Source organism: Salinicola lusitanus (genome assembly GCF_003206045.1).
Lineage (GTDB): Bacteria > Pseudomonadota > Gammaproteobacteria > Pseudomonadales > Halomonadaceae > Salinicola > Salinicola lusitanus.
Genome location: NZ_PZJM01000015.1, coordinates 24,701 through 49,670, shown reverse-complemented (window position 1 = coordinate 49,670; position 24,970 = coordinate 24,701). Strand labels below are relative to the sequence as shown.

The 24,970-nt window shown below is 65.8% G+C and carries 25 protein-coding genes; 15 read left to right on the top strand and 10 right to left on the bottom strand.

Annotated features, from left to right (window positions below):
- Positions 1 to 34: 34 nt before the first annotated feature.
- From truD to ftsB, 4 genes are read right to left on the bottom strand one after another with little or no spacing between them, the layout of a single operon-like run.
- Complete coding sequence (truD, locus tag DOM45_RS18425) at positions 35 to 1,093, bottom strand: tRNA pseudouridine(13) synthase TruD (RefSeq protein WP_110602957.1); 1,059 nt, start codon at positions 1,091 to 1,093, stop codon at positions 35 to 37.
- On the bottom strand, positions 1,090 to 1,575 hold the full coding sequence (gene ispF, locus DOM45_RS18420) for a 2-C-methyl-D-erythritol 2,4-cyclodiphosphate synthase (RefSeq protein WP_110602955.1): 486 nt from the start codon (positions 1,573 to 1,575) through the stop codon (positions 1,090 to 1,092). Before ispF ends, truD begins: the two co-directional genes overlap by 4 nt.
- The gene (gene ispD, locus DOM45_RS18415; RefSeq protein ID WP_110602953.1) at positions 1,572 to 2,297 is read right to left on the bottom strand and encodes a 2-C-methyl-D-erythritol 4-phosphate cytidylyltransferase; all 726 of its coding nucleotides are present in this window, start codon (positions 2,295 to 2,297) and stop codon (positions 1,572 to 1,574) included. The genes ispF and ispD overlap by 4 nt, the downstream gene beginning before the upstream one ends.
- Complete coding sequence (gene ftsB / locus DOM45_RS18410; protein WP_110602951.1) at positions 2,294 to 2,617, bottom strand: cell division protein FtsB; 324 nt, start codon at positions 2,615 to 2,617, stop codon at positions 2,294 to 2,296. Before ftsB ends, ispD begins: the two co-directional genes overlap by 4 nt.
- Positions 2,618 to 2,925: 308 nt before the next feature.
- Between ftsB and DOM45_RS18405 the strand changes: the two genes are divergently transcribed.
- Positions 2,926 to 3,255 (top strand): YqfO family protein, encoded by a 330-nt coding sequence (locus DOM45_RS18405; protein ID WP_110602949.1) that lies wholly within the window; start codon positions 2,926 to 2,928, stop codon positions 3,253 to 3,255.
- A gap of 9 nt (positions 3,256 to 3,264) precedes the next feature.
- Here the strand turns inward: DOM45_RS18405 and DOM45_RS18400 are convergent, their stop codons facing one another.
- The gene (locus DOM45_RS18400; protein ID WP_110602947.1) at positions 3,265 to 3,822 is read right to left on the bottom strand and encodes an NUDIX hydrolase; all 558 of its coding nucleotides are present in this window, start codon (positions 3,820 to 3,822) and stop codon (positions 3,265 to 3,267) included.
- A gap of 111 nt (positions 3,823 to 3,933) precedes the next feature.
- On the opposite strand from DOM45_RS18400, the gene DOM45_RS18395 reads away from it, so the two are divergent.
- Both DOM45_RS18395 and DOM45_RS18390 read left to right on the top strand, forming a co-directional pair.
- Positions 3,934 to 4,578: a CoA pyrophosphatase gene (locus DOM45_RS18395; RefSeq protein ID WP_110602946.1), complete on the top strand. Its 645-nt coding sequence runs from the start codon at positions 3,934 to 3,936 to the stop codon at positions 4,576 to 4,578.
- Between the two features lie 154 nt (positions 4,579 to 4,732).
- The gene (locus DOM45_RS18390) at positions 4,733 to 5,398 is read left to right on the top strand and encodes a 2OG-Fe(II) oxygenase (protein ID WP_110602944.1); all 666 of its coding nucleotides are present in this window, start codon (positions 4,733 to 4,735) and stop codon (positions 5,396 to 5,398) included.
- Between the two features lie 40 nt (positions 5,399 to 5,438).
- On the opposite strand, the gene DOM45_RS18385 is transcribed toward DOM45_RS18390, so the two are convergent.
- On the bottom strand, positions 5,439 to 6,800 hold the full coding sequence (locus DOM45_RS18385; RefSeq protein WP_110603099.1) for an MFS transporter: 1,362 nt from the start codon (positions 6,798 to 6,800) through the stop codon (positions 5,439 to 5,441).
- A gap of 6 nt (positions 6,801 to 6,806) precedes the next feature.
- On the opposite strand from DOM45_RS18385, the gene DOM45_RS20120 reads away from it, so the two are divergent.
- Positions 6,807 to 7,085, top strand: a complete 279-nt coding sequence (locus tag DOM45_RS20120) for a hypothetical protein (RefSeq protein WP_157958474.1) — start codon at positions 6,807 to 6,809, stop codon at positions 7,083 to 7,085.
- Between the two features lie 47 nt (positions 7,086 to 7,132).
- Positions 7,133 to 8,413 (top strand): MFS transporter, encoded by a 1,281-nt coding sequence (locus DOM45_RS18380; RefSeq protein WP_110602942.1) that lies wholly within the window; start codon positions 7,133 to 7,135, stop codon positions 8,411 to 8,413.
- Between the two features lie 23 nt (positions 8,414 to 8,436).
- On the opposite strand, the gene DOM45_RS18375 is transcribed toward DOM45_RS18380, so the two are convergent.
- Positions 8,437 to 9,342: a LysR substrate-binding domain-containing protein gene (locus DOM45_RS18375; RefSeq protein ID WP_110602940.1), complete on the bottom strand. Its 906-nt coding sequence runs from the start codon at positions 9,340 to 9,342 to the stop codon at positions 8,437 to 8,439.
- Between the two features lie 284 nt (positions 9,343 to 9,626).
- Between DOM45_RS18375 and DOM45_RS18370 the strand changes: the two genes are divergently transcribed.
- The 6 genes from DOM45_RS18370 (at position 9,627) to DOM45_RS18345 (ending at position 17,853) form a co-directional block, all read left to right on the top strand.
- Entirely contained in the window at positions 9,627 to 11,162 is a 1,536-nt protein-coding gene (locus DOM45_RS18370) for an AbgT family transporter (protein ID WP_110602939.1), read from the top strand.
- A 60-nt stretch (positions 11,163 to 11,222) separates the two neighbouring features.
- Positions 11,223 to 12,566, top strand: coding sequence for an amidohydrolase (locus DOM45_RS18365; RefSeq protein ID WP_110602937.1), 1,344 nt, complete (start codon positions 11,223 to 11,225; stop codon positions 12,564 to 12,566).
- Positions 12,567 to 12,580: 14 nt separating this feature from the next.
- The gene (locus DOM45_RS18360) at positions 12,581 to 14,044 is read left to right on the top strand and encodes a M20 family metallopeptidase (protein WP_110602935.1); all 1,464 of its coding nucleotides are present in this window, start codon (positions 12,581 to 12,583) and stop codon (positions 14,042 to 14,044) included.
- A gap of 449 nt (positions 14,045 to 14,493) precedes the next feature.
- Positions 14,494 to 15,786: a 3-dehydroquinate synthase gene (locus tag DOM45_RS18355; RefSeq protein ID WP_110602933.1), complete on the top strand. Its 1,293-nt coding sequence runs from the start codon at positions 14,494 to 14,496 to the stop codon at positions 15,784 to 15,786.
- A complete protein-coding gene (eboE, locus tag DOM45_RS18350) occupies positions 15,773 to 16,957 on the top strand; it encodes a metabolite traffic protein EboE (RefSeq protein ID WP_110602931.1) in 1,185 nt (394 codons plus the stop codon). Before DOM45_RS18355 ends, eboE begins: the two co-directional genes overlap by 14 nt.
- Positions 16,954 to 17,853: a UbiA family prenyltransferase gene (locus tag DOM45_RS18345; RefSeq protein WP_205909508.1), complete on the top strand. Its 900-nt coding sequence runs from the start codon at positions 16,954 to 16,956 to the stop codon at positions 17,851 to 17,853. The genes eboE and DOM45_RS18345 overlap by 4 nt, the downstream gene beginning before the upstream one ends.
- 88 nt (positions 17,854 to 17,941) lie before the next feature.
- Here the strand turns inward: DOM45_RS18345 and DOM45_RS18340 are convergent, their stop codons facing one another.
- Positions 17,942 to 19,378: an alkaline phosphatase family protein gene (locus DOM45_RS18340; RefSeq protein WP_110602927.1), complete on the bottom strand. Its 1,437-nt coding sequence runs from the start codon at positions 19,376 to 19,378 to the stop codon at positions 17,942 to 17,944.
- Positions 19,379 to 19,678: 300 nt separating this feature from the next.
- Between DOM45_RS18340 and DOM45_RS18335 the strand changes: the two genes are divergently transcribed.
- The 4 genes from DOM45_RS18335 to DOM45_RS18320 all read left to right on the top strand — a co-directional run bounded on the left by DOM45_RS18335 (position 19,679) and on the right by DOM45_RS18320 (position 22,971).
- Entirely contained in the window at positions 19,679 to 20,548 is an 870-nt protein-coding gene (locus DOM45_RS18335; protein ID WP_110602925.1) for an EboA domain-containing protein, read from the top strand.
- Between the two features lies 1 nt (position 20,549).
- Complete coding sequence (locus DOM45_RS18330) at positions 20,550 to 21,470, top strand: TatD family hydrolase (protein WP_110602923.1); 921 nt, start codon at positions 20,550 to 20,552, stop codon at positions 21,468 to 21,470.
- Between the two features lie 102 nt (positions 21,471 to 21,572).
- The gene (locus DOM45_RS18325; RefSeq protein ID WP_110602921.1) at positions 21,573 to 21,950 is read left to right on the top strand and encodes a DUF4870 family protein; all 378 of its coding nucleotides are present in this window, start codon (positions 21,573 to 21,575) and stop codon (positions 21,948 to 21,950) included.
- Between the two features lie 97 nt (positions 21,951 to 22,047).
- On the top strand, positions 22,048 to 22,971 hold the full coding sequence (locus DOM45_RS18320; RefSeq protein WP_110602919.1) for a lysophospholipid acyltransferase family protein: 924 nt from the start codon (positions 22,048 to 22,050) through the stop codon (positions 22,969 to 22,971).
- Between the two features lie 21 nt (positions 22,972 to 22,992).
- On the opposite strand, the gene DOM45_RS18315 is transcribed toward DOM45_RS18320, so the two are convergent.
- Both DOM45_RS18315 and DOM45_RS18310 read right to left on the bottom strand, forming a co-directional pair.
- Positions 22,993 to 23,877 (bottom strand): pirin family protein, encoded by an 885-nt coding sequence (locus tag DOM45_RS18315; protein ID WP_110602917.1) that lies wholly within the window; start codon positions 23,875 to 23,877, stop codon positions 22,993 to 22,995.
- Between the two features lie 103 nt (positions 23,878 to 23,980).
- Positions 23,981 to 24,967 carry an amidohydrolase family protein gene (locus DOM45_RS18310; protein ID WP_110602916.1) on the bottom strand — a complete coding sequence of 329 codons (987 nt, stop codon included), beginning with the start codon at positions 24,965 to 24,967 and terminating at the stop codon, positions 23,981 to 23,983.
- Between the last annotated feature and the right edge of the window lie 3 nt (positions 24,968 to 24,970).

The window sequence follows — 24,970 nt, the reverse complement described above, 5'->3', positions numbered from 1 at the left end:
CTTCTCCTTCCTCCTCGAGCGTCGGGCCGGTGGGTCAGACCAGGGTCGGATGCCGGAACAGCTCCCTGAGCACCGACGTGGCGAAGGCACCTCGTGGCAGCGAGAACGAGAGCCAGGCGGCGTCGCCATCCGTCTGCCACTCGGGCTCCTTGAGCCGCAGCCGTAGCGGTCGCCGCTCATGGTTCACCCCCGCCTGCACCAGCCCCTCGGCCAGGTCGGGGCAGCCGGCGGCGATGCGGATTTCCCGCTCGGCCACCTCGCCCAGGCTCTCCAGCCGACCCCGTCCCCAGAGTGGGCCCGTCGGGTGCAGATCGCCAGCTTCCGCCCTCGCGAGCAGCGCGTCGTCGATCTCCGTCGCAGCGAAGCGACTCGCGGTGCCTTCCAGGTTGAGGACGTCGCCGGGCTGAGGCACGCACCAGGTACCATCGGCGACCCGCGCCGACAGTACACTGTTGAAAAGATAGCTCCGGGCCGTGGAAAGCAGTAGCCCGTGCGGGTCCTGCCGCTTGCGCCAGCCTCGGGCCAGCAGTTGCCGGGCGCGAAAAAGATTACGCCCCTCCGGGCCGAAGCGCTGGGGGCCGAAATAGTTGGGTACGCCTAGCTGTACCAGCCGGTCCCAGCGCTCGTGGGTAGCCGACGACACACTGGCCTCTCCGCCGATCCTCAACCGGAAGCGGTTGGCCCGGTGCACGCCGCGCTTCAGCTTGCGCGGGTGCCGGACTGCCTGGAGGCAGGTGACACCTCGCTCGACGAGCCCTGCCTCCCAGTCCGGCGGCGGTTCGCGTCCCGGTAGCGCTAACGAGAACCACTGCCGCGTCACCGCGTCGCGATCCTTGAGACCGCTGAACCCGACGTCCCGCACCGGAATGTCGACGGCCCGGGCAAGCAGTCGGGCCAGGTCAGGCGTCGTCATGCCGCGCTTTTCCACCCACAACCACCAGTGCTCGCCCTGCCCCTCCGGAATGAAATCGAACACCTCCTCGACCTGGAACTCTTCCGGGCTCTGGCGGTAGTCGCCAGCCGTCGCGGGCGCTCCCGCCAGGTAGTGCCAGGCTGGCGGCCAAGCGATCGATGACGACACCGGGTCACTCATTTGGCGTCCGCGACCAGCAGCACCACCGCTTCCGCCGCAATCCCCTCACCGCGCCCGGTGAAGCCGAGACGTTCGGTGGTCGTCGCCTTGACGTTGACCGCCCCCAGCTCGATTCCCACATCGGCAGCGATCGCTTCGCGCATACGCGGAATCCATTCGGCCATCCGCGGTGCCTGGGCCATCAGCGTGGCGTCGAGATTGCCGACTCGGTAGCCGGCCTCACGAACCAGCCCGACGACGTGCCGCAGCAGCGCCCGGCTGTCGGCACCCTTCCAGGCCGGATCGGTATCCGGGAAGTGACGTCCGATGTCGCCCAACGCGCAGGCACCCAACAGCGCATCGCTGATCGCGTGCAGCAGCACGTCGCCATCCGAGTGGGCGACGAAACCGTGATCGAAGGGCACGCGAACGCCGCCGATCATCAGATGATCGCCGTCGCCGAAACGGTGCACATCGAAGCCGTGGCCGATTCTGAAACTCATGCTTCGACTCCCTGGTCGAGTGCGTCCGCCGAGGTCTCGGCCTGCAGCGCCAGAATTCGCGCGGCCATGGCCAGATCCTCGGGATGCGTGATCTTGAGATTGTCGCGGCTGCCGGTAACGAGCCGCGGCGCCAGGCCCAGCGCCTCGATCGCGGAGGCTTCGTCGGTTACCTTGACCCCGGTCGCCCGGGCGGCGTCCAGCGCCTGGCGCAGCAGATCGAAGCGAAAGACCTGCGGCGTCAACGCATGCCACAAGCCATCACGGGGCTCGGTGTGACTGATACGGCCCCACGCATCGGCGCGCTTCATGGTATCGGCCGCCGGCGTGGCCAGCAGCGCCCCGATCGCCTCGTCCTCGAGCGCCCCCTGCAGGGCACGTAGATCCTCGATCCGCACGCAGGGTCGCGCCGCATCGTGCACCATGACCCAGTCGTCGTCGGCGGCTTCCTCGGCCAGGGTGGTCAGCGCGCGCGCCACCGTATCGGCGCGTTCGTCGCCGCCACCGACACGCAGCCAGCGGTCGAACGGCACGTCTTCGGCGTCGAAGTACTCGTCGTCGGGATCCAAACAGAGGCGCAGCACGGCCTCGGGAAAGGCCTGATGCAGGCGTTCCAGCGTTCGCGCCAGCACACTTCTCCCCTGCAGGGTAAGGTACTGCTTGGGACGGTCGGCCTGCATGCGCTGGCCGCGGCCGGCGGCGGGCACGATCAACCATAGCGTCATGGCTGCACTACCCCCGTGCTGGCGGCGGGGCCGTTGCCGGGGCTGTCGACACCGGGCACCCAGAAGAACTGCTCGTCCTGCCGAACCATGCCGATGTCGCTGCGGGCGCGCTCCTCGATGGCATCGAGGCCGTTCTTGAGATCGACGACTTCGGCGGCAAGGCGGTCATTGCGCGCCTTGAGCGTATCGGTGGTCCCTTCCAGCGTATCGGCGCGAGCCTGAATATCATTGAACTCCCGAATGCCGCCCTCGCCGAACCACAGCCGGTACTGCATCAGCCCCAGCATGACAACCAATACCACAATGACCCATTTCCACATCGCCAAGGTTTCCGATCGGCACGATTCATTTCGGACGGTGCGTTCCCAAGCTCTGTCTGAAAAATCGGCGAGCGATGGCCAGACAAGGCAAAAATTGACGAAAAAGCGGAGTTTACGAGGTGTAAATGAGCATTTTGCGTCAATTTTTAACGCCGTATGGGCGAGCGCAGGCATTTTTCAGACAGAGCGCAACAGGCCACCCCCCGGAGATCAGGGGCGCGCCTGACCACTGTCGGAGCGCAGGGCATTATGCCATCATCGCCGCACGCGGCCCACCGTCACGGCACAAACCGGATTAGACGACCCTCATGTACAAGCTGGCGTTCTTCGTTCCCGAGTCCCACCTGGAAAGCGTCAAGTCGGCGGTGTTCGCCAGCGGCGCCGGAAGAATCGGCGATTACGAGGCGTGCTGTTTCCAGGTCCGGGGAGAGGGCCAGTTTCGTCCGCTGGAAGGCGCCACTCCCCACATCGGGAAGACGGGCGCGCTGGAAACGGTCGAGGAGTATCGGGTCGAACTGGTCTGCGAGGATCATCGCATCCGCGCGGCGGTCGCCGCGCTGGTCGAGTCACACCCCTACGAGGAGCCCGCCTACGACGTGTGGCCGCTGAGTTCGTTGGCCTCGCTGCCCGAGGCCTGAGCGCGGGCGCTAGGCGGAACCGAAGTAACGCTCCCGCTCTTCCCGGCCGATCTGGCTAAGATGCAGTTCGAAGGTACCTCGTCGCCGATCGTCGAAGAAGTGGCGCAGCGTGCGCTCGATGGTCGGGAAAGCGAGTTCGTCCCAGGGGATCTGCGTCTCCTCGAACAGTTCGACTTCAAGGCTCTCCGGCCCGGCCGCGAAATCGCCATCGAGATCGCCCAGAAAAATCATGTAGACCTGATTGATGTGCGGCAGGCTGATCAGCGTATACAGTGTCGGCTCGGCGACGATGGCGCAGGCCTCCTCGCGGGTCTCACGCAGCGCCGCCTGCTCCACGGTTTCGGCGTTTTCCATGAAACCCGCCGGCAGCGTCCAGAACCCCTTGCGCGGCGAAATGGCCCGGCGACACAGCAGGATGCGCTCACCGGCCACCGGCAGCGTGCCGGCCACGATGCGCGGATTCTGGTAATGGACGGTGCCGCAGGCATCGCACAGGAATCGCGGGCGATCGTCGCCTTCGGGAATCGCAAAACGCACGGTGTGACCGCAGTGGCTACAGTAGTTCATAGCGCCTCGAATTCGGAGGGCCTCGAGCGGGGGGAGCCCCGAACGACGGCGCCTCGCGGGAACGCCAGACAGCGCCGGCCGGCGCGCCTGCCAACAGGGAGTCGAAAGCGCATGTTAGAGAAACTCCGCGAGCGCCTGCAAGCACATCGCCCAAGTCGCTTAAGCGGTGTTCATCCCCAGGCAGCGGTCCTGCTGCCGATCGTCGCCCGAGCCGAGCCCACGTTGCTGTTCACGCAGCGCACCGCCCACCTCGCCCAGCATGCCGGCCAGGTCGCCTTTCCGGGGGGCAAGCGGGAGCCCGAGGACAGCGACCTGCTCACCACCGCTCTGCGGGAAACCCGGGAGGAGATTGCACTCGCGCCGGAGCGGGTCGAGATCATCGGTCGGCTCAGCGACGTCTTCTCGCTCTACGGCCTGCGCGTGACCCCCTTCGTCGGCGTGATCGCGCCGGACCTGCCGCTGGTGGCGGAACCGGGCGAGATCGAGGCGATCTTCGAGGTGCCGCTACGCCACTTCCTCGATGACTGTCGCAGCCACACCGATGTGATCCCGGTCGACGATCAATCCTGGTACGTTCCCAGCTACCCGTTCGAGGGCCGCACGATCTGGGGGCTGTCCGCCATGATGCTGGTCGAGCTGCTGGCCGTCGGCTTCGAATGCGACATCGCCCTGGATCGCAAGCCCACCCAGGGCGAATTGCGCTATCACCCCCAGCGCCGGCGCTCCGTTGCCGCGCGCCCCGATCGTTCGAGCTAGGGCCTGTACACGCTATCCACGCGCCGCGACGGAGCCGGTTTTCTCGCGAGGCTGGACGCGAGCCAGGGGTTGTGGCGGGTGCGAGCGCTTGGCTCGTAACAACGCCTCACGGCGTATACTGTGAACAGGCCCTAGCTTGCCGAGTGAGTCTTCCATGACACCCAACGACGCCCACGACGCCTTCTGGGACAACGCCCAGTTGGTCACCTTGATCGACGGCCTGGTGGAGTGCGGCTGGTATGTCGGTGAAGGGTTTCTCGACCCGGGCCTGTGCCAGGGCCTGCGGGATGACATGGAGCGACTGCACCAGCGCCAGGCACTCCAGGAGGCGGCCATCGGCCGCGGCGACGAGCGCACGCTGCGACGCGACATCCGTGGCGACGCGATCCACTGGCTGGATCGGGAGAGCCTGGCCCAGCGTCGCTACCTGACGCTGATGAGCGAACTCCAGCAACAGATCAACGTCGCCCTTTACGCCGGACTGTTCGAGTTCGAGGCCCACTTCGCCCTCTATCCACCGGGAGCGTTCTACCGCAAGCATTACGACAGCTTTCGGGGCCGGGCCAACCGCGTCATCTCCACGGTGTTGTACCTCAATCCGGAGTGGCCGGCGGACGGCGGCGGCGAGATGGTGCTCTACGATGCGCAGGAGACCGATCGCGAAGTGGCACGCGTTCAGCCGCAAGCGGGCACTTTCGCCTGTTTTCTATCCGACCGGGTTCCCCACGAAGTGCTCCCGACCCGGCAGCCCCGGCTCAGTATCGCCGGCTGGTTTCGCCGCAACGCGTCGCTGGGCGGCGTGATCGACCCGGCGCGCTAGGCGCCCGGCAACCCGGTATCCAGGCCCGACGCCGAGTGGCCTACCGCTCGCTCGCCGAGGCGGTGGTAGCCTGATCGTTGTGGCCATCGGCTGCCATGACATCGTCCGGTAGCGCGGTCTCCACATCAGGTACCACCTGCGACAGATCCTCCTGGTGCTCGTGCTCGATCGCTCCCTGCACCAGTTCGTCGGTCACGCTGAGTTCGGCCCCCACCACCGACTGTTGGGGATTCGAGGTGAACGGTGCCACCGGGACCGGCGCCGGGCGCCGGCTCCGTCGCCAGACGAAGAAGACCACCAGCGCCACGCCCAGCCCGGCCAGCGCCACGAACAGCCCGACATCGCCGACATGAATCATCAGTGGCGTGATCAGCGGCGGGCTGAGGGTGGCGCCCAGGGCGTTGATCAGCAGCAGCCCCTGACTCATCCGCACCAGCGCGCCGGCCGGGGCGCGGTCGGCGGCGTGGCTCACCGCCACCGGATAGATCGCGAACACCCCGCCACCCACCAGGAACAGCATCGCCGCGAGCAATCCCGGCAGGTTGGGCAGCAGGATCACGCCGCCACACAGCACCGCCAGCACCACGCCGATCATGATCAGCACGATCTGACGGTCGTGTCGGTCCGACCAGCGCCCGATGGGATACTGCAGCAGCATCCCGCCAAGAATCACGATCGCCATCATCTCGCCGATCTGCTGCACCTCGAAACCACTGCGCTGAAGATAGAGCGGCAGCAGACTATAGATGGCCGACACTGCCAGACCGGAACCGAAGCAGCCCATTACCCCGGTCGGCGTCACCGTGATCAACCGCCACGGCGACAGCGGCTCGGCGTGCTCAATGAGCGGAGAGACCCGCGGGATCATGCCCAGCGGCAGCACCGACAGCGACGCCAGCATGGCGATGACCATGAATGGCTGGCTGGCACCGGCGCGGTCCGCCACGCCCAGCAGCAACTGCCCGATGACCCCGGCGCCGTAGAGCGCGATCATGTAGAGCGCCAGCAGACGGCCGCGTACGCGGGTATCCGCCGCGGTCAGCAACCAGCTTTCGATGACCAGATAGACACCCAGTGTCGCCCACCCGCCGATCAGGCGCAGCGTGAACCACAGCGGCGCGTTGAGCCACAGCCCCTGCAGCAGCACGGTGACCGCTACCAGCGACGCAAAGCAGGCGTAGGCACGAATGTGGCCGATCCGCAGCAATAGCCGATCGTTGAACAGCGCGCCGATCGCCAGCCCGATGTAGTAGGCGGCCGAGACCCAGCCGATGGTAGTGACCGACTCTCCCGCCGCGTCCAGACGCAGGGTGATCAGCGACGCCAGAAAGCCGTTGCCGATGCCCAGGATAAAAAGGCCGAGCAGGGGTGCCAGCGCCATGGAGAGTAACTGCCGAGACATAAAACCTTGGACCTCGAGCCTGAAATTCAGATCGGCCGGCAGCGGGAGGAAGCGATCGCGACAGCCGGAAGCGAGCGCACTATACGCCCGGCCCTGCGCCAAAAGAAGTCGAAAAAGCGGCTGAAAAAGGGCTATCGCGCCGCTTTGGGGCAACGACTGCCTTCGTCATTACCTGGCGTTATCCAAAATGGCCGTCTGACGATACGAACCGGTATCGAAGTCACGCCTGTCGCGACCGGGCAATGGAGTGTCAGCGGCTTTTTGGCAGGAAACGGCGTATGCTGAGCCATTAGCACGCTAACCCGCCTCCCCTGCCTCACGCCCAGGACACCATGCCCGCAGACATCGCCGACAATCCCGTTTATCGTCAGCCCGGTTTCGTCCCCTTTCTTGCCTCGCGCCTCTGCGCGGTCTTTGCCATGCAGATCCAGGCGATCGTGGTGGCATGGCAGGTCTACGACATTACCCACGATCCGCTGACACTGGGCTATGTGGGCCTGGCCCAGTTCCTGCCGATGATCGTTCTGCTGCTGCCTGCCGGCGACGTGGTCGACCGCTTCGATCGCAAGCGGATCCTGCAACTCAGCTGGGCCGCCCAGGCGCTCTGCAGCGTGTTGCTGATCCTGCTCTCGCTCCACCAACCCGATTCGGCAGCGCCTTTCTACGCGGTGCTGGTGCTGTTCGGTGCCGCCCGAGCCTTCACCGGGCCGACGCTGCAGAGCCTGCTGCCGCAGATCGTGCCGCGTGACCAGCTGGGCAAGGCGATTGCCGTCAACTCATCGATCATGAAGATAGGCGTCATCGGCGGGCCCATGCTCGGCGGTCTGCTCTACGCCTTCGGCCCGACGCTCACCTATAGCGTCAACCTCGGCTGCTTCGTCATTGCCCAACTGGCGTTGGCCGGCGTGCCGGTGCGTTACGCGTTCGAACGGGTCCAGACCGACGATACCGCTTGGCAGCGCTTCACCGCCGGGATCCACTACATCCGCAACAAGCCGGTCATCCTGGGTGTCATCTCGCTGGACCTGTTCGCCGTGCTGTTCGGGGGGATCGTTGCGCTGCTGCCGGTCTACGCCCACGAAATCCTTCACGTCGGCCCGGAGGGCCTCGGCGCGCTGCGCAGCTCGATTGCCATCGGCGCCTTCCTGATGGGGCTCTATCTCGGCGTCAGGGCGATCAAGCGACACGCCGGGCTGATCATGTTTGCCGCGGTGGCGGTGTTCGGCATCGCCAATCTCGTGTTCGCGCTCTCGCACTGGTTCTGGCTCTCGTTCGGCGCCCTGCTGATCGCCGGTGCCGCCGACATGATCAGCGTCTACGTGCGTCTGACGCTGCTGCAGCTCGCCACGCCAGACGAGATGCGCGGCCGGGTCAACGCCGTCAACATGCTGTTCATCGGTGCCTCCAACGAACTCGGCGAGTTCGAGTCCGGTGTCACCGCCTCCTGGTTCGGCACCGTGCCGGCAGCGGTCATCGGCTCGGTAGGAACGCTGGCGATCGTCGGGCTGTGGATGTGGCGCTTTCCGGTATTGCGGCGCACCGACCGCCTCGAAGACGTTGAGGAGGAGCCGATGGCGCCGTCGCCCGTGGTGGCCGCGGGCAAGTCGGCATAATCCGAGGGAGAAGCCGGCGAGCGTCACTCCGCCCCCCGGCTCTCGTACTCGAACAGCTTGGCCAGTCGCGCTGCCACCGGTGTCAGCGGCACCCCGCGGCGCTTGATCATGTGGAAGGTCGCCAGCGGCAGCGAGTCGTCCAGGGTCAGCTCCATCAGTTCGCCCATGCCGTGCTGGGCGGTCATCTGCGCGGCAAAGGCCCCGACCATCTCGCTGTGCTGGATCAGGTTGAGCGAGGTGGTGAAGGAGTCGCACACCACGCTGACCTGGTCACGCGAGAAGCCGTGACGTTCCAGGGTGTCGGCAAGATCGGCGTAATAGCCGCTGCGCGCCGTCGGCAGCACCCAGTCGCAGTCGATCAACTCCTTCAACCGGCGGGCGCCGGCCTTGGGGTGATCCCGTCTCAGAACCACGACGAAAGGCGTCGAAAACAGCGGTAGCGCCTCGAGATCGCTATCGAGCACGCCGCTGGAGAGCGTATTGATCGAGAAATCCAGCTCGCCATCGCGCAGTCCCGCCACCATCGACGACAGCTGCCCCTCGATCACCCGCAACCTGACATTGGGCAGCTCCCGCCGGAAGCGCCCGACCACTTGAGGTAGCAGCGTGCGTGCCACCGTGGCCGACGCCCCCATCACGATCTGCCCGCGCAGCACCCCGTTCAACTGCTCCACGTTTTCCCGCGCCCGGCGCAGCTCTTCGATGATCAGATGGGCGTGTTGATCGAAGGCCCGCCCGGAGTCGGTCAGCGTCACGCCCCGGGAAGTGCGCACCAGCAGCGCCGCGCCCAGCCCCTCCTCCAGTTCCCGAATGGCCTTGGTCAGGCCCGGCTGGGACAGCCCCAGCTCACGCGCCGCCGCCCGGATGCTGCCGCGACGGGAGACTTCGACGAAGGCCCGAATCTGATGAAGTTTGATCGGATAATGCACAGGACGCCCCCCACTCGCGCGATTACCTCAGGTTATCACCAAAAAGTAATCGACATCTTTTGCCGATCCCGAGCCGGCACTACTGTGTTTCGAGGTCGATGACAACGACTCGCCCTGACGCCGGACGCCTCAGGTCCTGCTCACCCTGTCCACGCGACTCGCGGCGTCTAGGATGAACAGGCCCAAACACAATCGACCGTCGGCTCGGGCAAGGCAGAGACAACAGCGCGATACAACATACGATCGGTCCAGCCGGTCGACAACAACCGACTCAGGAGTCCCTCATGACAGCGACCGCGTCTCGCGACGCCGCTCGTCCGCGGCTGTCCATCCGACTGTTGAACGCCATCGAGCGTTTCGGCAACCGGCTTCCCGATCCCTTCATGATCTTCGTCTTGCTGGCTGCCGCCGTGCTGGTGGCATCGGTACTGTTCGCCGTCGCCGGTGCCACCGTCGAGCATCCCGGCAGTGGCGAGGTGGAGGCGATTCGCAGCCTGGTCTCGGCGCCGGGCATCCAGTTCATTCTCGACTCGATGCTCGATAACTTCACCGGTTTCGCACCGCTCGGCCTGGTGCTGTCGATGATGCTGGGGATCGGTCTGGCCGAGAAGCTGGGGCTGCTGGAGACCCTGGTACGCCACACCATTCTGTCGGCACCCAAGCGACTGGTGACCTATACCGTCGCCTTCACCGGAATCATGATGAATGTCGCTTCCGACGCCTCGCTGATCCTGCTGCCGCCGTTGGCAGCGATGGTCTACCACTCGCTGGGACGCCACCCGATCGCCGGCCTGGCGCTCGGTTTCGCCAGCGCCGGCGCGGGGTTCACCGCCAACCTGTTGATCGTCGGTACCGACGCGTTGCTGTCGGGCATCTCCACCGAGGCGGCCCGCATCGTCAGCCCCGACATGACGGTGACCCCGGTGGACAACTGGTACTTCAACTGTGTCTCCGTCTTCGTGCTCACCGTCGTGGCCGCCGTCGTCACCGAGCGGGTCATCGAGCCGCGCCTCGGCAGCTACCGGGGCGACGTCGAGCAGGTCGAGAGCAGCGAACCGCCGAACGCCCGCCGCGGCCTTCGCAACGCCGGCATTGCCGCGCTGGTTTACGTCGCCGCCATCGCCACGCTGCTGTTCTGGCCGAACTCGCCGCTGCGCGGCCCGGACGGCAGCCTGATTCCGTCACCGTTTCTCAGCGGCATCATCCCGATCATCCTGTTCTTCTTCATCACCGTCAGCGTGACCTGGGGCATCACCGTGGGTCGCATCAAGCGCTCGCGGGACGTATCCGAGAACATGGCCGAGGCGATGCGCGACCTGGGCAGCTATATCGTGCTGATCTTCGCCGCCTCGCAGTTCATCGCCTGGTTCAACTGGACGCATATCGGTACCTGGATCGCGGTCAACGGCGCCGACCTGCTGACCGCGATGGACTTCACCGGGTTCCCGGTCATCCTCTGCTACATCGTCTTCACCGCCTGCATGAACCTGCTGATCTTCAGCGGCTCGGCGAAGTGGGCACTGGAAGCCCCGGTGTTCGTGCCGATGTTCATGCAGCTCGGCTACCACCCGGCCTTCGTCCAGGTCGCCTATCGCATCGCCGACTCCTCGACCAACATCATCTCGCCGCTCAACCCCTACATGATCGTGGTGCTCACCTTCATCCGGAAATACGACAAGAACGCCGGCCTCGGCACGCTGATGTCGCTGATGCTGCCTTACACCCTGGCATTTCTGGGGATCTGGATCCTGTTGCTGACGGCGTTCTACCTGCTGGGAATTCCCTACGGTCCGGGTATCACCACCTACTTGCCGTCCTGACGCCGAGGGACGGGGCGGGAGACACGACATGAAGACATCCAACAGGCGGAGAACGACACCATGAGTACCGTTACCGAACTCGAGCTGGCCCCGACGATCGAAGCGCTGAGACCGCAGTTGAAGGCGTGGCGACGGGATTTCCACCATCACGCCGAGTCCGGCTGGGTCGAGTTCCGGACCGCCTCGATCGTTGCCGAGGAGCTCGAGCGGCTGGGCTACGACGTCAGTGTCGGCCGCGAGGTGATCGACGCCGACAGCCGCATGGGCGTGCCCGAGCCCGAAGTACTGGCCCAGGCGCTGGAGCGCGCCCGCGACCAGGGCGCCGTGGCGCGCTGGTTGCCCGCGCTTGCCGGCGGCTATACCGGCGTGGTCGCCAATCTGGAGACCGGTCGACCGGGGCCGGTACTCGCCTATCGCGTCGATCTCGATGCGCTCGATCTCGAGGAGTCCCGGGCCGACGACCATCGTCCCGCCCGCGAGGGGTTCGCCTCCCGCAACGCCGGCATGATGCACGCCTGCGGCCACGATGGTCATACCACCATCGGGCTGGGGCTGGCGCGGCTGTTCATCGAACTCAAGGCGCAGTTGAGCGGCCGGATCAAGCTGATTTTCCAGCCGGCGGAAGAAGGCGTACGTGGCGCGAGATCGATGGTCGAAGCCGGCGTGCTCGATGACGTGGATATCTTCATCGCCACCCATATCGGCACCGGGGTGCCCAAGGGAACGGTCGTCTGCGGCCACAACGGCTATCTCGCCACCACCAAGCTCGATGTCACCTTCACCGGCGTGCCGGCCCACGCCGGGGCCAATCCGGAAGCCGGCAACAACGCCCTGCTGGCCGCCGCCCAGGCCGCCCTCGGACTGCACGCGATCCCCCGTCACAGCGCCGGCGCCTCGCGCATCAACGTCGGCGTGCTCAGCGCCGGCAGCGGTCGCAATGTGGTGCCGAGCACCGCCACGCTCAAGCTCGAGACCCGGGGCGAGACCAGCGAGATCGACGAGGAAATGCAACGCCGAGCGCTGGCCGTGCTGCGCGGCGCGGCGGCGATGCAGGACGTCGAGATGGCGTACCGCCTTGCCGGCGAAGCACGCAACTGCGAACCGAGCCCGGCGCTGGTCGATTTCATCCACTCGCACATCGCCGCTCTTCCCGGGATCGATAGCGTGATCGCGACCGAAAACCGCCCTTCCGGCTCCGAGGATGCCACCACCATGATGCAGCGCGTGCGGGAACGCGGCGGGCTGGCGACCTACATGGTGTTCGGCACCGAACTGGCCGCCGGCCACCATCATCAATGCTTCGATTTCGACGAGGACGTGCTGGCGGTGGCCATCCACACCCTGGCCCATCTGGCCCTGCAGGCAGACGCCCCGGCGCTTCGCCGACACTCCGAGAAGAGCTGAAGAGAGGTAATTTCATGGACGCAACCGCGACCGACGCCACCACCCGGCAGCTCGACACCCTGATCGAGAACAAGCGCGATCGCTTCATCGACCACGCCAACCAAGTATGGGAACTGGCCGAGACCCGGTTCGAGGAAACCCGCTCTGCGGCAACGCTGAGTGCGGCGCTGGAAGCCGAGGGCTTTCGCGTCGAACGCGGCATCGCCGGCATCGAGACCGCCTTCGTCGCCAGCTACGGCGCCGGCAAACCGGTCATCGCCCTGCTCGGCGAATACGACGCCCTGGCCGGGCTCAGCCAGCGCGGCGAAGCCAGCCAGGCCGAACCCCTGATCGACAACGGTAACGGTCATGGCTGCGGCCACAACCTGCTCGGTGTCGCCGCACTGGCCGGCGCGGTCGGCGTTCGTGACTATATGGCCGACAACGCGCTCTCCGGCACCGTGCGCTTCTACGGCTGCCCCGGCGAAGAGGGGGGCTCCGGCAAGACCTTCATGGTGCGCGAGGGCGTGTTCGACGATGTCGACGCCGCGCTCACCTGGCATCCACAGGCGTTCAATGCCATCTTCTCGACGCCGACGCTGGCCAATATCCAGGCCTACTTCCGATTCAAGGGCACCTCCGCCCACGCCGCCAACTCGCCGCATCTCGGGCGTAGCGCGCTGGACGCCGTGGAGCTGATGAACGTGGGCGCCAACTATCTGCGCGAGCACATCGTGCCGGATGCACGCCTGCACTACTCGATCACTCGCACCGGCGGCGCCTCCCCCAACGTCGTCCAGGCGGACGCCGAGGTGCTCTACCTGATGCGCGCCCGACGCATGAGCGATGTCCAGGCGATCTTCGAACGCATCCAGAAAATCGCCGAGGGCGCGGCGCTGATGACCGGCACCCAGGTCGAGATGACGTTCGACAAGGCCTGCTCGGGCTACCGCCCCAATCGCATCCTGGAGCGGCTGATGCAGTCACGGTTCGAGGCGTTCGGCCCGCCGCGTCACGATCCCGAAGAGATCGCCTACGGGGAGCGCATCAAGGCAACGGTCAGCGACGACGACCTGCGCACCACCTACGCCAACATCATCGCAACCGGGGGTGAGGCTGGCGAGGCTTACGTCGAGGGGCTCGCCGACAGGGCGCTGGTCGACGACCTCGCCCCCTACAGTGCCAGCGAAGCGCTCATGTACGGCTCCACCGATGTCGGCGACGTCAGTTGGGTCGTGCCGACCGCCCAGTGCTACGTCAACTGCTTTGCCCTGGGCACACCGCTGCACACCTGGCAGGTGGTCGCCCAAGGGCGCAGCTCGCTGGGCCACAAGGGCATGCTCCAGGCGGCCAAGGTGATGGCCGGCACCGCCGTCGCGCTCATGCAGGATCCGGCCACCCTGGCCGAGGCCCGGGCGGAGCTGGACAGGGCGACCCGACGCGAGCCCTACCGCTGCCCCATCCCGGACGACGTCGCTCCCTCGCCCCTGAAGGGGTAGCGGAGAACGGCTCGAAAGCGCGATCCGCCACCAGGATCCGCTCGCACGATTCACGCGATCATGGTGGCGCCGTTTCTTTCATGAGGCTAGGCGCAAGCCTCGGGGCATGGTGGCGCCAAGCGCTTGATTCTTCATAACGTCTCGCGCGGAAACCGGCCGGTTCCCTCGGGCTGCGCCCCAAATACCCCCGGCTTCTATGCATGATTGAACAAGGGAACACCCATACCGGGATCCCGCGCCTTGCCTGAACCCACCCCACGTCGCGACGCGGTTCGCGGCGTATTTTGTGAACCGGCCCTAAACCTTCGTAGCAGAAGAACCATTCTTGTCGCCCGCCCCGTCCAAGCCCGAAGCTAATCCGGTGCAACCCGAACCAGAGGCCAAGCGCGACCGCTCATGATGAAGTGGTCCGCTTTTTCATTTTTGGACCCTTACGCAGGCGATAACCCATGAACCGGCCCGCATTATCGTTTTCGATCGATGGCGACTTCGCCCTCGACTCGCTGCCCCGCACGCCGCACTGGCCGCCCGTGCAACCTCTCGAGGCCAACCGGCACGCAGCATCGTCGGACATTCACTGGCAACGCTTTGCCGTCGCCTACGACTATCCCGTGGCCTTCACCCGGGAGATCTTCTCCCTCGACAACGCCCTGCTGGCCGATGTCATCTCGCGCCGCGAGCCCTGCAAGACCCATCGCTGCCTGGTCTATGTCGATAGCGGTGTGGCGGCGACCTGGCCGGATCTGAACCGTCGTATCGAGGCCTACTTCACTGCCCATGCGAACCGGCTGACACTGCTGGCGGCGCCGATCACCGTGCCGGGCGGCGAGTCCGTGAAGGCCAATCTGGACACCATCGACGACGTGCTGGAGGGCATCCGGCGCTACGGTGTCGATCGCCACGCCTACCTGATCGTCATCGGTGGCGGCGCGGTCCTGGACGCCCTCGGGCTTGCCGCGGCCATGGGTCACCGCGGCGTCCGCCTGATCAGGCTGCCCACCACCGTGCTGTCGCAGAACGACAGCGGTGTCGGGGTCAAGAATGCGGTCAACTTCAAGGGCTACAAGAACTTCATCGGCACCTTCGCCCCGCCCTGGGCGGTGCTCAACGACTTCGACTTCCTGAGCACGCTCTCGCGGCGCGACCGGCTCGCCGGCATCTCCGAAGCGATCAAGGTGGCGCTGATCCGTGACGGTGAGTTCTTCAACTGGCTGGAAGCCAACGCCGACTCGCTGGCCGAGTTCGATCCGCGTACCGAGGAGGTGATGGTCCGACGCAGCGCCGAACTGCACATGCAGCAGATCGGCCGCGGCGGCGATCCGTTCGAACAGGGTTCGTCGCGGCCGCTGGATTACGGCCACTGGGCGGCACACAAGCTCGAGGCACTGACCCATCACGGCATCGGTCACGGCGAGGCCGTCGCCATCGGCATCGCCCTGGACGCACGATACTCCGTGCTCACGGGGCTGCTCCCCGCCGGCGCCGAGTGGCGCATCGTGTGGCTGCTGAAGCGGCTGGGGCTGCCGGTCTTCCATAGCCAGTTGATGGAGCTCGGCGATGACGGCGATCTGGCCGTCATGGCAGGACTCAAGGAGTTTCAGCAACATCTCGGCGGTGAGCTGACGATCACGCTGCTGGCTGCGCTGGGCCGTGGACACGATGTCCACGAGATCGATGAAACCACCATGACAGCCGCGATCGACTGGCTGCGCGAAGAGGCAAACCGTGATGCAGCTGCATGATGATCTGGGCCAACTGACCTACTGTCTCAATATTCACCCGACTCAGTCCTGGGAGGCGGTGCGTGAGGCGCTGCTCGGGCCGGTCAAGCGCGTACGCCAGAACGTCTGCCCCGAGACGCCCTTCGGCGTGGGTCTGCGCCTGTCTGCCCAGGCGCTGGAGGAACTCCGCGCCCCCGAGGCGCGGGCCGAGCTCAAGGAGATCCTCGCGCGGGAAAACTATCGCGTGGTGACCATGAACGGGTTTCCGTTCGGCCCTTTCCACGGCATCCCGGTCAAGCAGGCCGTCTACCAGCCCGACTGGAAGCAGCGCGCCCGCCTCGACTACACCTGCTGGCTTGCCGACCTGATGGTGGAGCTTGGCGTCGCCGGCGACACCCTGAGCCTGAGCACCGTCCCCGGCACCTACAAGCCCTTGGCCGAGGGGGCCGCGCCGGCGATGGCGGAAAACCTGCTCAAGGCGGCGGCCCACTGCGTCAAGCTCGCCCGGCAGACCCAGGTCACCATCGCCATCGCGCTGGAGCCCGAGCCGCACTGTTTCCTTGAGACCATCGACGAAACCATCGCGTTCTTCCGCGATTATCTCTACTCCGATGCCGCCGTGGCACGCTTGAGCGAGCTGACCGGACTCTCCCCCGAAGCATCGAGAGAGGCGCTGCCGCGCCATCTCGGCGTCTGCTACGACGTCTGCCATGCTGCCGTCGAGTTCGAGGATCCGGCCGCCAGCATCGAGGCACTGCGCGCCGCCGGCGTCCCGATCCACAAGTTGCAGTTGAGTGCCGCACTACGCGTTCCACGGATCGACGCGGCGAAGCGCGATTCCCTGGCGCCGTTCTGCGAGCGCACCTACCTGCATCAGGTCGTGGTCGCCACCGCAGAGGGACTGGTGCGATACGCGGACCTGCCCGAGGCGCTGGCCGACGACGCCAGAGCCGATGGTGAAGAGTGGCGCGTGCACTTTCATGTGCCGATCTTCGTGGACGCCATTGCGCCCTTCGAGACCACCCAGTCGTTCCTGGTCGACATTCTCGCCCTGCATCGCCAGCGACCGATCTCTCAGCACCTGGAAGTGGAGACCTACACATGGCAGGTATTACCGGAGAACCTGCGCACGGAGAGCGTAGAAGCGGCCATATCCCGCGAGCTGACCTGGGTCGAACGACAGCTGGCGTGACCACGGCGGGGCCAGCCAGGAAGCGGAGCGCCAGGATCTGGCTGGAGCTGGGGCGCGTTTCCAACCTGCCCACGGTCTGGAGCAACGTGCTGGCCGGCAGCGCCCTGGCGGGCGCCAGTGGCGCCGCGCTGTGGCATACCGCCGGGCTCTGGACGTCGCTGCTGGCACTGACGCTTTTCTATCTCGGCGGCATGTACCTCAACGACGCCTGCGATGCCGAGATCGATGCCCGCGAACGTGCCGATCGGCCCATTCCCCGGGGAGACGTCGGCCGCCTGACCGTCACGCTGCTGGGCGCAGCGATGCTGACACTGGGAAGCGGGCTGCTGCTTCTGAGCCATCCGCCAGCCGGCATGACCGGCCTGGCGCTGGTTGCCGCGATCCTGGGCTATGACTGGTGGCACAAGCGGATCGGCTGGAGCCCGCTGCTGATGGGGGCGTGCCGGCTGTTGACCTACCTCACCGCCGCGCTGATGGTTGCCGACACCCTCGATACGGCGGTGATCTGGGCTGCCGTCGGCCTGGCCTGTCACGTCATTGGCCTGACCTACGCCGCCCGCCAGGAAGCGACCAACCGGCTGGGCGCCGCCTGGCCGTTAGCGGTACTGTCGGTACCGGTGGCGCTGATGCTGGCCGCCATGCTGACCGGCCCCGAACCGTCGCTGCTGGCGTTGATTCTGTGGCTCGGCTATCTGATCTGGGGCGCGCGCTGCCTGCTGTGGCTATCCCGTCGCGCGGCGGGAGACGTACCACGCGCCGTCGTGGGCCTGATCGCCGCCATTTCGCTCTACGACGCCACGCTGATGGCGGCCATGGGCGCCAGCGGAATGGCCTTGCTGGGCGTTCTGGCCTTCGCCGCGACGCTGGTACTGCAACGGGTGACGTCCGGGACCTGAAGCACCGGCCACCCGGTGGCGAACGCCGACGTTATCGCTTTCCGCCTCGCTTGACGCGCAAGGCCGGGCCCGGCCTTTTTACCCTGCCTCAGACGCTGGCATCGTCGACGGCGGTCTCGCGGCTGGCCATATCGCCCTCCTCGCCTTCGAACACGTGGGCCAACACCAGTGCCTTGAACGCCTGCGCCTCGACCGGCCCTGCGGATAGCAGGTCCGGTTCGGACGAGATCACCAGTGGGCCCTGGTCGGGATCGTCGGTCAGCCGTCCGTGGGCGCCCTTGACCAGCGCGGTGTCCTTGAGCGAGATGACATCCAGCAGTTGGCGCATGCCCAGCCGCCGCTTGGCGAGTCGCCACCCCGCCGAGAGCCTGGGTGACTTCAGGGCCGGGTCGAAGAACAGTTCCACCGGGTCGTATCCCGGCTTGCGATGAATGTCGACGGTGCGGGCGTAGTCCGGCGCCCGGGTATCATCCAGCCAGTAGTAGTAGCTGAACCAGCGATCCGGCTGGGCGATCGCCACCAGCGCGCCGGAGTTGGGATGGTCCAGACCGTTCTCCCGCTTCTCGGCCTCGCCCCAGACCGCCTCCACGCCATCCAGACCTTCGAGCAGCGCCTTGACCGTCGGCACCTCTGCCGGATCGCTGACGTAGATGTGCGCCACCTGATGATCGGCCACCGCGAAGGCGCGCGACGCGCCGGGATCGAGCTGCTCCTGATCCCGTTCTCGGCGGACCGAGACCAGACCGGCCTCGCGCAACGCGCGATTGATATGAACGGCTTCGCGCACTGGCGTGATCCCGTACTCGGACACCACGATGACCCTTCGGCCTTCCCGATCGGCGGCGTCGATCAACTCGCCGCACAGGGCGTCGACGTCCCGGAGATCACGTTGCAACTCGGGATGCGACAGGTCCGGTCCCAGGCGCTGGAGGTTGTAGTCCAGGTGCGGCAGATAGGTCAGGGTCAGCGTGGGATTGCGGGTCTCCATGACATGGCGCGTCGCGTCGCTGATCCAGCGACTCGACGAGATGTCCGCCATTGGGCCCCAGAAGGTGAACAGCGGGAACGTTCCCAGCTTGGCATCGAGCTCGTCGTGCAGCTCCGGCGGGTAGGTATAGTGGTCCGGCAGCTTGCGACCGTCGGCGGGATACATCGGCCGAGGCGTGGCACTCCAGTCCGCCGTCGAATACATGTTGTACCACCAGAACATCTTGGCGCAGGTAAAGTCGGGATTCTGTCGTTTCCCGGCTTCCCAGATCTTCTCGCCCGCCACCAGGCGATTGGACTGACGCCAGAACCAGACCTCGGAAAGATCCCGGAAATACCAGCCGTTGGCCACGGCACCGTGCCGACCTGGCGGCAAGCCTGTCATCAATGTGGCCTGAACGCTGCAGGTCACCGCCGGGGTCACGGTATTCAATGGTCGCAAACCACCGCGCTCCGCGAGCCGTTTCAGAGCCGGTGTATGCTCACCGACCAGTTGGGGCGTCAGCCCGACCACGAGAATTACCAAGGTGTTGTGCATGGCGCCGACCTGCCGATTCGAGCGTGAGATTCCATCGTCACGACCTCATCGCAACGATCTGTAAAGACTGCATATCAGTTGGGAAAAGGACAGACAATCGGCGCGACGACCAACGCCCGATTTTGAGAAATTATCACTAGAAAAGTGAAGGTACCGGCCCGCTATCGGGGCAAAAAAGTCATTCGATAAGTCCGTTTCAGCATTGGATCCTGCCCCCTCGACTGGCCAGTTAATTGAGCTTGGGGATTCTTTTGGCGACCCGATAAAGTGGCTTCTGAAATCACTGGCCCGGAAATTTACATGTCCGTTACACCTTTGACGCTGCTGCGCGACTGGACCTGCCGTCAGGCCCCGGATCAAGCCCGTTGGCTCGTCGGGCAGTACGCCTCGCTGGGCCAGAGCGGCAACGAGAAGGATCTCCATCTGTTTCTCGGCCTGGTGCCGCGACGACTCGGCAAGCAGGACCTGAGGCTCACTCCACAGGACCTGGCGATGGCGAACCAGGCTTATCCGGGCTGGAATCCCGAGGGCTGGAGCCTCGATGGAGCGGCCCGCATCGCTGCCCTGCTCGCCTTCGAGGGCAACCGCCCGTTTTCGGACACGTTCCGGGATCTGGTCCGGACCGCCGATGCCCGCGAGTTGATCACGCTCTATCGAGGACTGGCTCTCTATCCCCGACCCGAGTCGTTGACGGACGCCGTAGGCGAGGGGCTGCGCTCCAACATGCGTGCGGTGTTCGAATCCATCGTGCACGGCAACCCCTATCCGCGCGACCACTTCGACCAGCATCGCTGGAACCACATGGTGCTCAAGGCGCTGTTCGTCGGTAGCCGACTCTCCCCCATCGTCGGCCTGGACTCGCGGGTCAACGCGGAGCTGGCCGCGATCCTGCTCGACTACGCCCGGGAACGATGGGCGGCCGGGCGCGAGGTGAGCCCTGAACTGTGGCGCTGTGTCGGGCCCTTCGCCGAACGCGTTGCGGCCTACGATGCCCTGCAACGGGCCCTGGCGGGGACGCCGGAGGAGCGTGGTGCAGCGGTACTGGCACTGCTCGCGGCCGATACCCCCTACGCCCGGGACCTGCTTCAGACGGTGCCGGAGATCACCGCACTGGTCGCGGACGGACGTCTCGACTGGAACCACCTCACCCTGAAAAAAGAGGCCGCCTGAGATGTTCATCGATCCCCATGCCCACATGGTGTCTCGCACCACCGACGACTACGAGGCCATGGCCGCCGCCGGCATCGTGGCCCTGGTCGAACCGGCGTTCTGGGTCGGCCAGCCCCGGACCTTCGTCGGTACCTACGTCGACTACCTCTCCTCCCTGGTGGGTTGGGAGCGCTTCCGTGCCGGCCAGTTCGGTATCCGTCACTACTGCACCATCGGTCTCAACTCGAAGGAGGCCAACAACGAGGCGCTGGCGGAGGGTGTGATGGAGTGGCTGCCACGGTTCGCCCTCAAGGAGGGCGTCGTCGCCATCGGCGAGATCGGCTATGACGAGCAGACCCCACTCGAGGACAAGTACTTTCGTGCCCAACTGGCACTGGCCAAGCAGCTCGAACTGCCAGTGATGGTGCACACGCCGCACCGCGACAAGAAACGCGGCACCTCGCGCTCGATGGACGTCTGCGAGGAGATGGGGCTCGATCCGTCGTGGGTGGTCATCGATCACAACAACGAGGAGACCGTGCGCGAGACGCTCGATCGCGGTTACTGGGCCGGTTTCTCGATCTACCCGTCGACCAAGATGGGCAACGCGCGGATGGTCGAGCTGCTCAAACAGTACGGCGGCGACCGGATCATCGTCGACAGCGCCTGCGACTGGGGGATCTCGGACTGTCTCGGCGTCCCCAAGACGGCGCGGCTGGCGCTCGAATCCGGCATTGCCGAGACCGTGGTACGCCAGGTCACCTACGACAACGCCCTCGCCGTCTACGGCAAGAGCGGCCAGATGCACGCCGCCGATTGGCTCGATCCCGCGCCCATCGACCAGCGCACGCTATTCGAGGGCAACTCGATCCTGCGAGGCGGCCGCGATCCGCGGGTGGAGGCAGCGGCTGATCGCCGCCGCGACCGGCTGCTGATCGAATAGCGCGAACGTCCCTCTGCTGCGGCGCCTCCGTTCAGGCTGGCACCCGGAGCCTCTCGACGGCAAAATGCGGTCAACCACCGACGCGCCGCCGAGAGGAACTTCATGGTTTCACCGATCGACAATCCTGTCACCGAATCGGACACCGATGCCAGGCGTCCCGACACCACCCTCGCCATGATCGTCTACGCCCTGCTGCTGGGCGTCTTCGTGACCGGCATCACCCCGGTGATCGGCGTGATCATCGCCTATGTCTACCGCGGCAATGGCCCGCGCTGGCTGGACGAGCACTACCGCTACCATATTCGTACTTTCTGGATCGGGCTGCTCTACGCCTGTATCAGTTGGGTACTCGCCTTCGTGCTGATCGGTTTCGTGTTGATGGCGCTGCAGGCGGTGTGGCTGATCGTTCGCTGCGTCATCGGCTTCAAGGCGTTGCAGGAACGCCGCGCGCCGGACAAGGTCGATAGCTGGCTGTGGTGATGCCGAAAGTCAGCTCCCGTTCATGCCGCCGCCCACCGTGCCGGGACGCCGAACCGAGAGATCCGGCAATGACGTGCACCGAGAGAAAGAGAGACGAATGATCGAAGGTCTTCAAGCTCGCGCCATCCACCTGCTCTGGCGTCTGCTGTCACACTGCCGGCTAAGGACGATGTGGTCGCTCGCGGGTGTCGCCAGCCGCGTGCTGTATGCCGTTTCCCGGCGGGAACGCCACGTCAGCCGACGCAATCTGGAAGTCGCCTATCCTGACGACAGTGGCGAACAGCGTCGCAGCCGGATCCAGGCCAGCCTGCGTCACTCCGCGGCGACCATGCTGGAGCTCGGGTTCGCCTGGATCGCCGATCCCAGACGCGTCGACGCCTCGATCGTCGAGGTCCACGGTCGCGAGCTGCTGGACGAGGCTCGCGCCGAAGGTCGCGGCGTGATCGTGCTGGCGCCCCACTTCGGCAATTGGGAGGTGCTCAATTTCTGGCTGTCGAGCCACTTCCCGTTCACCGCGATGTACGAGCCGCCCAAGATGGCCGACCTCGATCCGGTCATCCGTCACGGCCGCGAGCGAATGGGGGCCGAGCTGGTACCGACCAACCCGCGCGGCGTCGCCGCCCTGCTCAAGGCACTGAAGCGCGCCGAAGCCGTCGGGATCCTGCCCGATCAGGAGCCCGACTGGGGCAGTGGCGTATTCGCCGATTTCTTTGGCCGCCCCGCCTACACCGCCACACTGCTGCCGAAGCTGGTGGCGCGGACCCAGGCTCGCGTCGTCACCGGCGTCGCCAGGCGCCTGCCCGAGGGCCGCGGCTTCGCGATCCACTTTCTGGCCGCCGATGACCGCGTCTATGACACGGATGAAAAGGTATCGGCGCTCGGCGTCAACGCCTGCGTCGAGTCAGCGATCGCGCTCGATCCGGTGCAGTACCAGTGGGAGTACAAACGCTGGAAGAAAACCGAGCAGGAGCAACAGCTCGTGCCCGGCTATCGGAAACACAGGCTCTACAGCAAACGCTGAGCGTCGGCGCGAACCACTGCGCTACTGGGCCAGTCCGCCGAAGCGCCCGGCCTGGTAATCATCGATGGCCGCGACGATCTCCTCCCGGGTGTTCATCACGAACGGGCCATGGGAGACCACCGGCTCATCGATCACTGGCGCATGGCCGAAGATCAGCCGCGCCCCGGTGGTTGCGGTCAACTCGACGCTATCGCCCTGCATCTCCAGTTCGATCAGGTGCTGCGCTTTGACGTCGTCGCCGCCGACGCTGACCTCGCCATCGATCAGGTAGAGAAAGACCTGTCGCCCTGCCGGGGCCGGCAGCGTATGAGAAGCGCCTGCCGTTAGCGTCAGCGTCGACATGAACACATCGGTCAGGCTCTCGACAGGCCCGCGTTGGCCCTCGAACTCACCCGCTATCAGGTTCAGCTCACCGCCACCGGCCAGGGCAATCGTCGGAATCGACGCCTGCTGCAGCCCGGTATAACGCGGCTCGCTCATCTTCAGCCGAGCCGGCAGGTTGATCCACAGCTGCAGAATCTCCAGCGGCCCACCGTCACGCAGGAACTCGGGCGGGGAGATCTCGGCGTGGACGATGCCGCTGCCGGCGGTCATCCACTGAACGCCGCCGGCGTGGATCACGCTCTGATGGTCCGCGCTGTCGGCGTGGGCCAGCGAGCCTTCGAGGATGAAGGTCACCGTCTCGAAGCCACGGTGCGGATGTGGACCGAACGGCAAGCCATGGTTATTGGGCGGATAGACCTGCGGGCCGTGATGATTGAGAAACAGGAAGGGATCGAGCTGCGACAGGCGCGGCCCCGGCAGTGGGCGCCGAGTCGTCAGATCGCCGATATCGTCGCGGATGGCCGGGTGCTGGGCGACGATACGGCGGGGTCTGGCGGTGGAGGCAGGGTCAAGCACGGACATGGACGACTCCTCGGTATCAGTACCCACAGCTTAGGGGGTCCGGCGCCCGATGATCAGCGAATTCTTTCCCCGCGTTCGTTTCACACAGTCGTCGGGAGCGGGCTCAGGACACGCCCGCTCCCCGGGTGAGACGTTGCCAGTTGCCATGGGCGAAGGCCGCCTTGGCACGCCCCGCCAGGCCGCACCGCTCGAGGAAAGCCCGCGCATCGCCGCCCGCGCGATATTGATAGGGAAAGTCCGTGGAGAACAGCAGTCGTTCATGACCGACCACCGCCGCCGCCCGGGCCAGATAGTGCGGCAGGAACATGCCGCTGGCGGTGACGTAGAGATTGGCGCGACAGTAGTCGGCAATGGGTCGGGAGAGCGACGCCACACGCTCCATGGCGGCGAATCGCTCGATATAGAACAGCACCATCTCGCCCCAGTGGCCCAGAATCACCTGCAGTCGCGGCAAACGGTCGAACGTGCCCGCCAGCACCAGCCGCAGAAACTGGAGACCGGCGTCATAATGCCAACCGAGGCCGTAGGTCGCCAAAGCCGTATCGAGCGCCGGCGATATCCCACCATAGTAGGCTTGTCTCACCGCCGGCGGCGGCACACGCGGGTGCAGCAGCACCGGTACGCCCAGGCTTTCCGCCTGGGCGAGGATAGGCGTCAGGGCGGGATCGTCCAGGTGCCGCGAACCGACCCGTCCACACAGCATCGTGCCCTTGAAGCCGAGCTCGTCGATGCAGCGCTCGAGCTCCAGCGCCGCCGCCTCGGGCTGCGAGACGGGCAGCGTCGCCAGCGCCTGAAAGCGCTGTGGATACCGGGCGACCGCCGCCGCCAGGGTGTCATTGGTGCGTCTGGCGATATCGACACTCTCCACACCCAGGTCGTGCAGTGCCGGCGTGGTCAGCGAGAGGACCTGCACGTCCAGCCCCGTTTCATCCATCAGCGCCAGACGCTCGTCGGCCAGATTCATCAGCCGTCCGTGCCAGGTCCCGGCATGCAGCGCCACGCTCGGGTCCGTCTGTTCCAGACCCAGCGAGCGCCAGGCGCGATCGATCTCCGGCGTCAGGAAATGCTCTTCGATCCCGATCAGATGCATGGC